The sequence below is a fragment of the Geminicoccus flavidas genome, from assembly GCF_009806515.1.
Lineage (GTDB): Bacteria > Pseudomonadota > Alphaproteobacteria > Geminicoccales > Geminicoccaceae > Geminicoccus > Geminicoccus flavidus.
Window position 1 is genome coordinate 1 of the sequence record NZ_WUJP01000405.1, and the last position, 5,876, is coordinate 5,876.

The 5,876-nt window shown below is 68.4% G+C and carries 8 protein-coding genes and 1 pseudogene; 4 read left to right on the forward strand and 5 right to left on the reverse strand.

From position 1 onward, the window contains the following. Nucleotides 1-781, reverse strand: a pseudogene (locus EQG76_RS11460) (protein translocase subunit SecD); the annotation flags it as partial. 12 nt (nt 782-793) lie between these two features. Beyond that, the gene (gene yajC, locus EQG76_RS11465; protein ID WP_159713465.1) at nt 794-1,195 is read right to left on the reverse strand and encodes a preprotein translocase subunit YajC; all 402 of its coding nucleotides are present in this window, start codon (nt 1,193-1,195) and stop codon (nt 794-796) included. Nucleotides 1,196-1,327: 132 nt separating this feature from the next. Here yajC and EQG76_RS11470 point away from each other — a divergent pair, with 132 nt between their 5' ends. Then, complete coding sequence (locus EQG76_RS11470; protein WP_331463759.1) at nt 1,328-2,185, forward strand: ATP-binding protein; 858 nt, start codon at nt 1,328-1,330, stop codon at nt 2,183-2,185. On the opposite strand, the gene EQG76_RS11475 is transcribed toward EQG76_RS11470, so the two are convergent. Together EQG76_RS11475 and soxR are read right to left on the reverse strand one after the other, a co-directional pair. Next, a complete protein-coding gene (locus EQG76_RS11475; protein ID WP_200840746.1) occupies nt 2,186-2,617 on the reverse strand; it encodes an HD domain-containing protein in 432 nt (143 codons plus the stop codon). A gap of 134 nt (nt 2,618-2,751) precedes the next feature. Then, the gene (gene soxR / locus EQG76_RS11480) at nt 2,752-3,189 is read right to left on the reverse strand and encodes a redox-sensitive transcriptional activator SoxR (protein ID WP_159713467.1); all 438 of its coding nucleotides are present in this window, start codon (nt 3,187-3,189) and stop codon (nt 2,752-2,754) included. A gap of 87 nt (nt 3,190-3,276) precedes the next feature. Between soxR and EQG76_RS11485 the strand changes: the two genes are divergently transcribed. From EQG76_RS11485 to EQG76_RS11495, 3 genes are read left to right on the forward strand one after another with little or no spacing between them, the layout of a single operon-like run. Beyond that, the gene (locus tag EQG76_RS11485) at nt 3,277-3,852 is read left to right on the forward strand and encodes an NADPH-dependent FMN reductase (protein WP_159713469.1); all 576 of its coding nucleotides are present in this window, start codon (nt 3,277-3,279) and stop codon (nt 3,850-3,852) included. Continuing rightward, the gene (locus EQG76_RS11490) at nt 3,849-4,784 is read left to right on the forward strand and encodes an ABC transporter ATP-binding protein (protein WP_159713471.1); all 936 of its coding nucleotides are present in this window, start codon (nt 3,849-3,851) and stop codon (nt 4,782-4,784) included. Before EQG76_RS11485 ends, EQG76_RS11490 begins: the two co-directional genes overlap by 4 nt. Continuing rightward, on the forward strand, nt 4,781-5,542 hold the full coding sequence (locus tag EQG76_RS11495) for an ABC transporter permease (RefSeq protein ID WP_159713473.1): 762 nt from the start codon (nt 4,781-4,783) through the stop codon (nt 5,540-5,542). Before EQG76_RS11490 ends, EQG76_RS11495 begins: the two co-directional genes overlap by 4 nt. A 19-nt stretch (nt 5,543-5,561) precedes the next feature. On the opposite strand, the gene EQG76_RS11500 is transcribed toward EQG76_RS11495, so the two are convergent. Beyond that, nucleotides 5,562-5,876 (reverse strand): M23 family metallopeptidase (locus EQG76_RS11500; protein ID WP_159713475.1); only part of this gene is annotated, 315 nt, incomplete at its 5' end.

The window sequence follows — 5,876 nt, forward strand, 5'->3', positions numbered from 1 at the left end:
ACTGCATGGGCTGGCCGTCGACGCCCGGCTCGTTGCTGTCGAGCAGCATCGAGCCCGGAGGCAGCCGGCCGGCGCGCGCCTCGCTGACCGGCGTGTCCAGGTCGACGAAGTGGAAGGTGAGCTTGGCGGTCTGGCCCAGCAGGCGCTTGATCGATTCCGGGCTGCTCTCGCCCGGAACCTGGACGACGATGCGGTTCTCGCCCTGGCGCTGCACCGACGCCTCACGGGTGCCCAGCTCGTCGATCCGGCGGCGCACGATCTCCAGCGACTGGGTGACCGCCGCGGAGATCCGTGACGAGAGCCCCGCCTCGCTCAGCGCCAGCGTGATCCGGCCCTCGGCGGGCTCCCGGATGTCGAGTTCCATGCCGCCGAGCGTGCCCGGCGCGAACATTGACATGCCCGACCCGCTGGTGGTCGCCACGTTCAGCGGCGTCAGCGCCGCCATCGCGGCGTCGCGCTGGCCCGGATCGGTGAGCGTCAGGGTGACGGCGTTGCCGGTGGTGCCGAGGCCCTGATAGCCGATCCCGGCGCCGCGCAGCGCCACCCGGACCTCGTTGGTCAGCTCCTCCAGCCGCTCGCGGACCACCGCCTGGGAGTCGACCTCCAGGAGGAGATAGGCACCGCCCTGCAGGTCCAGGCCGAGATTGATCTGGTTCTTGGGCATGAAGCCCGGCCAGCCGTCGACGGTGTCACGGCTGAACAGGTTCGGGAAGGAAAAGATCAAGCCTGCCAGGCAGACCAGCAGGACCAGTGTGACCTTCCAGGGCGACTGGTTGAGCACCGAAGGTTCGTCTCACTTCTTGCCGAGCAGCTTGCCGAACATGCCGCCGCTGGCCGCGGGCGCACCCTTGTCCTGGTTTGCCGGCGGCGGGGGCGTGTCGACATACTTGTCGGAGATGGTCGAGCGGACCACGTCGATCCGCACGTTGGGCGCGATCTCGACCGTCACCATGGGCTTGCCCTCCTCGGTGCGGACGATCGTACCGACAATGCCGCCGCCGGTGATCACCTTGTCGCCGCGCTTGAGCGACGCGATGACCTCGCGATGCTCGCGCATCTTCTTCTGCTGCGGCCTGATCAGCAGGAAGTAGAAGACCACGAAGATCAGAACCAGCGGCAGCAGCGACACAATGTCGAATGCGCCGCCGGCAGCCGGGGCCCCGGCGGCCTGCGCCAGAGCATCTTTCACGAACATCCACGCCTCGAAGCTTCGGTCGGACAATCGCGGCGGACCATAAGTTCAACGCCCCGCCTTGGCAACGACTGGCCGGTTGGCAATTCGCGTCCGAGCCCGCTATGCCGGGCCCTGCCTTTTCCCCATGCGTGAATGATGATGGACGCCGATCCCAACGTGCTCGCCCGCATCGCGGCCGCCCTCGAACGACTGGCTCCCCCGCCGCCCGCCCTTCCCGACCTGTCGGCCGCCGACGCCTTCGTCTGGGAAGGCGGGTCGCTCCGGCCGGTGCGCAAGGTCGCCCGGGTCGAGCTCGAGCTGCTCCAGGGCATCGACCGGGTCCGCGACATCCTGATCGACAACACTACCCGCTTCGCCAATGGCCTGCCCGCCAACAACGCCCTGCTCTGGGGTGCCCGCGGCATGGGCAAGAGCTCGCTGGTCAAGGCGATCCACGCCAAGATCAACCAGGACCGGCGCGGCAGCCTGCTGCTGGTCGAGATCCACCGCGAGGAGATCGAGAGCCTGCCGAAGCTGCTGGCGGTCCTGCGCGACAGCGGCCGGCGGGCGCTGATCTTCTGCGACGACCTATCCTTCGATCAGGGCGAGACCAGCTACAAGTCGCTGAAAGCCGTGCTGGAAGGCGGGTTGGAGGGCCGGCCGGACAATGTCCTGTTCTACGCGACCTCCAACCGCCGGCACCTGATGTCCCGGCAGATGATCGAGAACGAGCGGCAGAACGCCCTGATCCCGAGCGAGGCGGTGGAGGAGAAGGTTTCCCTTTCCGACCGGTTCGGCCTGTGGCTGGGCTTCCATCCCTGCTCCCAGGACGTCTATCTCGCCATGGTCGAGGGCTATGTCCGCCGGCTCGGCATCGCGATCGAGCCGGACGAACTGCGCCGCCAGGCGATCGAATGGGCCACCACCCGCGGCGCCCGGTCCGGCCGCGTCGCCATGCAGTTCGTCCAAGACCTGGCTGGCCGCAAAGGTGTCTCGCTCGAAGCCTTGTGATCAGGCCGCCATCGCCCGGACCGTCGCGTCCAGCTCGTCCGCGAGCGGGCCGGGTAGCAGCATCCGGAACGCCTGGGCCAGGCCGGCATAGTACCAGAGGGTCCCGTCCCGCCCACCGGTGAAGCGGTCCCAGATCGCTTCGCCGACCTGCCGGCGATCCCCCAGGATCGCCCGGGCGTTGTGGGTCTTGTTGGCGAGTGAGACCAGGAGCGAGCGGGCGGGCTTGTGGTGTAGGCCCTCCAGATAGGCTGCCTTGCGCGCCCGCCAGGGCGGCTTCGGCTCGACCCTGGAATCGGTGCAGTCGGCCACGTTCGCCGCCACCGTCAGGAGATGGGGCACACAGGGGATCCGGGTCCCCTTGCGGAGCTGCGCCCGGTGCAGGCGGCTAGCGTAGCTGAGCGCGTCGTCGAAGCGGTCGGTGGGGATCATCATGGCCGTGCGCCCGTACTGCCGAAGGGCGCCCCATGATCGCCGGGCGACCCGGCCGGAAGCGAGCCGTGCCGGCAGGGCAATGGCATAGCGGGGGATGCTGCGACGCTGCCGGACCTTTGCCCGTGGCCGATCCGCTAGCCCGGATCGAGCAGCCGCGGGCCCGGCCCCTCCGCTCCCAACTCGTCCTTGGGGTTGCGCAGCGGGCAGGCCTGCATCGACAGGCAGCCGCAGCCGATGCAGCCGTCGAGCTGGTCGCGCAGCCGGGTCAGCCGCGTGATCCGCGCATCGAGATTGGCCCGCCAGGCCCTGGAGAGCGCCTGCCAGTCGCGGGCATCCGGCGTGCGTCCCTCCGGCAGGGTGGCGAGTGCCGCCGCTGTCGTCGCAAGCGGGATGCCGGCCCGCTGCGCCACCCGGATCACCGCGATCCGGCGCAGGATCTCGCGAGGGTAGCGCCGCTGATTGCCGGCGGTTCGCCGGCTGCGGATCAGGCCCCGCGCCTCGTAGAAATGCAGGGTCGAGACCGCCACGCCGCTGCGTTCGGCGACCTCCCCCACGCTCAGCTCCCGCTGCATCGACGCATTTTCTCCGATTGACCTCAACTACACTTGAGGTTCTAGGAGGATGGCTCCCTGAAGCGCAACAGCATGGGAGCTCTGGACATGGACCCTCTCCGCACCTCTCTGATCCTGGGCAGCACAAGGGCCGGCCGGCTTTGCGACAAGGTCGCCGGCTGGGCGGCCGGCGTCGCCGCCCGACAGCCCGGCCTGGCGATCGACCGGATCGACCCGCTCGAACTCGACCTGCCCTGCCGCCACGACCGGCACCGCCACCCGGGCCTCGTGGCATTGCGCCAGCGCCTGGGTCTGGCCGACGCCTTTTTGGTGGTGACGCCCGAGTACAACCATGGCTACCCGGCGGCCTTGAAGTTCCTGATCGATTCGGTGCAAGAGCCCTGGCATGCCAAGCCGGTCGGCTTCGTCTCCTATGGCGGGATCAGCGGCGGGATCCGGGCGGTGGAACAGCTCCGCCAGGTGTTCGCTGAGCTGCATGCGGTGACGTTGCGCAACGCCGTCAGCCTCGCCCATGCCTGGGAGCGCTTCACCCCGTCCGGCACCCTGCAGGACCCGGAGCCGGCCGAGGCGGCGCTCGCAGCGCTCCTCCGCCAGCTCGACTGGTGGGGACGGGCCCTGCGCCAAGCCCGGCAGGAGCGGCCATATCGGGAGGTGCTGGGATGAACCCGGCGGATGCGATCATCAGGGTGGAAGGGGTCGGCAAGACCTACCAGTCCGGCTTCCAGGCGCTGAAGGGGATCGACCTCTCGATCCGCCGGGGCGAGATCTTCGCGCTGCTGGGCCCCAACGGTGCCGGCAAGACCACGCTCATCGGCATCATCTGCGGCCTGGTCAAGCCGACCTCCGGCCGGGTCCTGGCCGATGGCCACGACATCCGGAAGGACTACCGCCAGGCACGGGAGAAGATCGGCCTGGTGCCCCAGGAGCTCACCACCGACGTGTTCGAGAGCGTCTGGGCCACGGTCAGGTTCAGCCGCGGCCTGTTCGGCAAGGCGCCGGACGACGCCCATCTAGAGCGGGTCCTGCGCGCCCTGTCCTTGTGGGACAAGCGCGACAGCAGGATCGCAGCGCTCTCGGGCGGGATGAAGCGCCGGGTGCTGATCGCCAAGGCGCTGGCCCACGAGCCGGAGATCCTGTTCCTGGACGAGCCGACCGCAGGCGTGGATGTCGAGCTGCGCCGCGAGATGTGGGCGCTGGTCCGCGGGCTGCGCAGCCAGGGCGTCACGGTCGTCCTCACCACCCACTATATCGAGGAAGCCGAGGAGATGGCGGACCGGATCGGGGTGATCGACCAGGGCGAGCTCGTGCTGGTCGAGGACAAGGCGGTGCTGATGCAGCGACTGGGCCAGCGCCAGCTAACCTTGTTCCTCCAGCGACCGGTGGAGGCCCTGCCGCCCGAGCTCGCCGAGTACCGGCTGGACCTGTCAGCGGATGGCAGCCGGATCGTCTACCGCTTCGACGGCAAGGATGATCCGGGCAGCATCCCCAGCCTGCTGCGCCGCCTCCTGGCCAGCGGCATCGACTTCAAGGACCTGCAGACCAGGCAGAGCTCGCTGGAAGAGATCTTCGTGGGCCTAGTGGGAGCGCGCCGATGAACCGCCATGCGATCTGGGCCATCTACCGGTTCGAGATGGCGCGCACCGGTCGCACGCTCCTGCAGAGCATCGCCGCCCCGGTGATCTCCACCTCGCTCTACTTCATCGTGTTCGGTGCCGCGATCGGTGCTCGGATGGAGCAGATCGACGGGGTCAGCTATGGCGCCTTCCTCGTGCCGGGCCTGATCATGCTGGCCGTGCTCACCGAGAGCATCTCCAACGCCTCGTTCGGCATCTACATGCCGCGCTATTCCGGCACGATCTACGAAGTCCTCTCGGCCCCGGTCTCGTTCGTCGAGATCGTCCTAGGCTATGTGGGTGCTGCCGCCACCAAGTCGGTGATCCTGGGCTCGATCATGCTGGTCACCGCCCGGATGTTCGTCGACTTCACCATCCTGCACCCGTTCTGGATGGCAGGCTTCCTGGTACTGACCTCGGTCACCTTCAGCCTGTTCGGCTTCATCATCGGCATCTGGGCACAAGGCTTCGAGCGGCTGCAGATCGTCCCGATGATGATCGTGACGCCATTGGCCTTCCTGGGCGGGAGCTTCTACTCGATCTCGATGCTGCCGCCGTTCTGGCAGCAGGTCACCCTGTTCAACCCGGTGGTCTATCTCGTGAGCGGGTTTCGCTGGAGCTTCTATGGCAGCGCCGATGTCGCGGTCGCCATCAGCTTCGGCATGACCTGCCTGTTCCTCCTGGGCTGCCTCCTGGTGGTCTGGGCGATCTTCCGCACCGGCTATCGCCTGTGGCCGTAAGCAGCCATGCGCGGGCCGGTCAGCGGCTCGCGACCTCCATCTCCTCACCCTTGACCAGGTGGCGGCTCGGGTCGAGCGCGCGCCTGCCCGAGCGCAGCTCGAAATGGAGCTGCGGCGTGTCGACATAGCCGGTCTGGCCGACCCGGCCGATGACCTGGCCGCGCGTCACCTGGTCGCCGACCGCCGCTAGGATGCTGTCCAGATGGGCATAGCCGGTGGTGAACCCGTCGGCGTGCCGGATCAGGATCATCCGCCCCCAGCCGGCAATCTCGTCGCTGGCATAGGACACCACGCCATTCTCCGCGGCCAGCACCGGGCTGCCCAGCGGGGCGGC

Excerpts from the sequence above, each read along its gene's own strand:
- EQG76_RS11470 (WP_331463759.1), top strand. The coding sequence starts at position 1,328 with ATGATGATGGACGCCGATCCCAACGTGCTCGCCCGCATCGCGGCCGCC.
- yajC (WP_159713465.1), bottom strand. The coding sequence starts at position 1,195 with ATGTTCGTGAAAGATGCTCTGGCGCAGGCCGCCGGGGCCCCGGCTGCC.
- EQG76_RS11485 (WP_159713469.1), top strand. The coding sequence starts at position 3,277 with ATGGACCCTCTCCGCACCTCTCTGATCCTGGGCAGCACAAGGGCCGGC.
- soxR (WP_159713467.1), bottom strand. The coding sequence starts at position 3,189 with ATGCAGCGGGAGCTGAGCGTGGGGGAGGTCGCCGAACGCAGCGGCGTG.
- EQG76_RS11490 (WP_159713471.1), top strand. The coding sequence starts at position 3,849 with ATGAACCCGGCGGATGCGATCATCAGGGTGGAAGGGGTCGGCAAGACC.
- EQG76_RS11495 (WP_159713473.1), top strand. The coding sequence starts at position 4,781 with ATGAACCGCCATGCGATCTGGGCCATCTACCGGTTCGAGATGGCGCGC.
- EQG76_RS11475 (WP_200840746.1), bottom strand. The coding sequence starts at position 2,617 with ATGATGATCCCCACCGACCGCTTCGACGACGCGCTCAGCTACGCTAGC.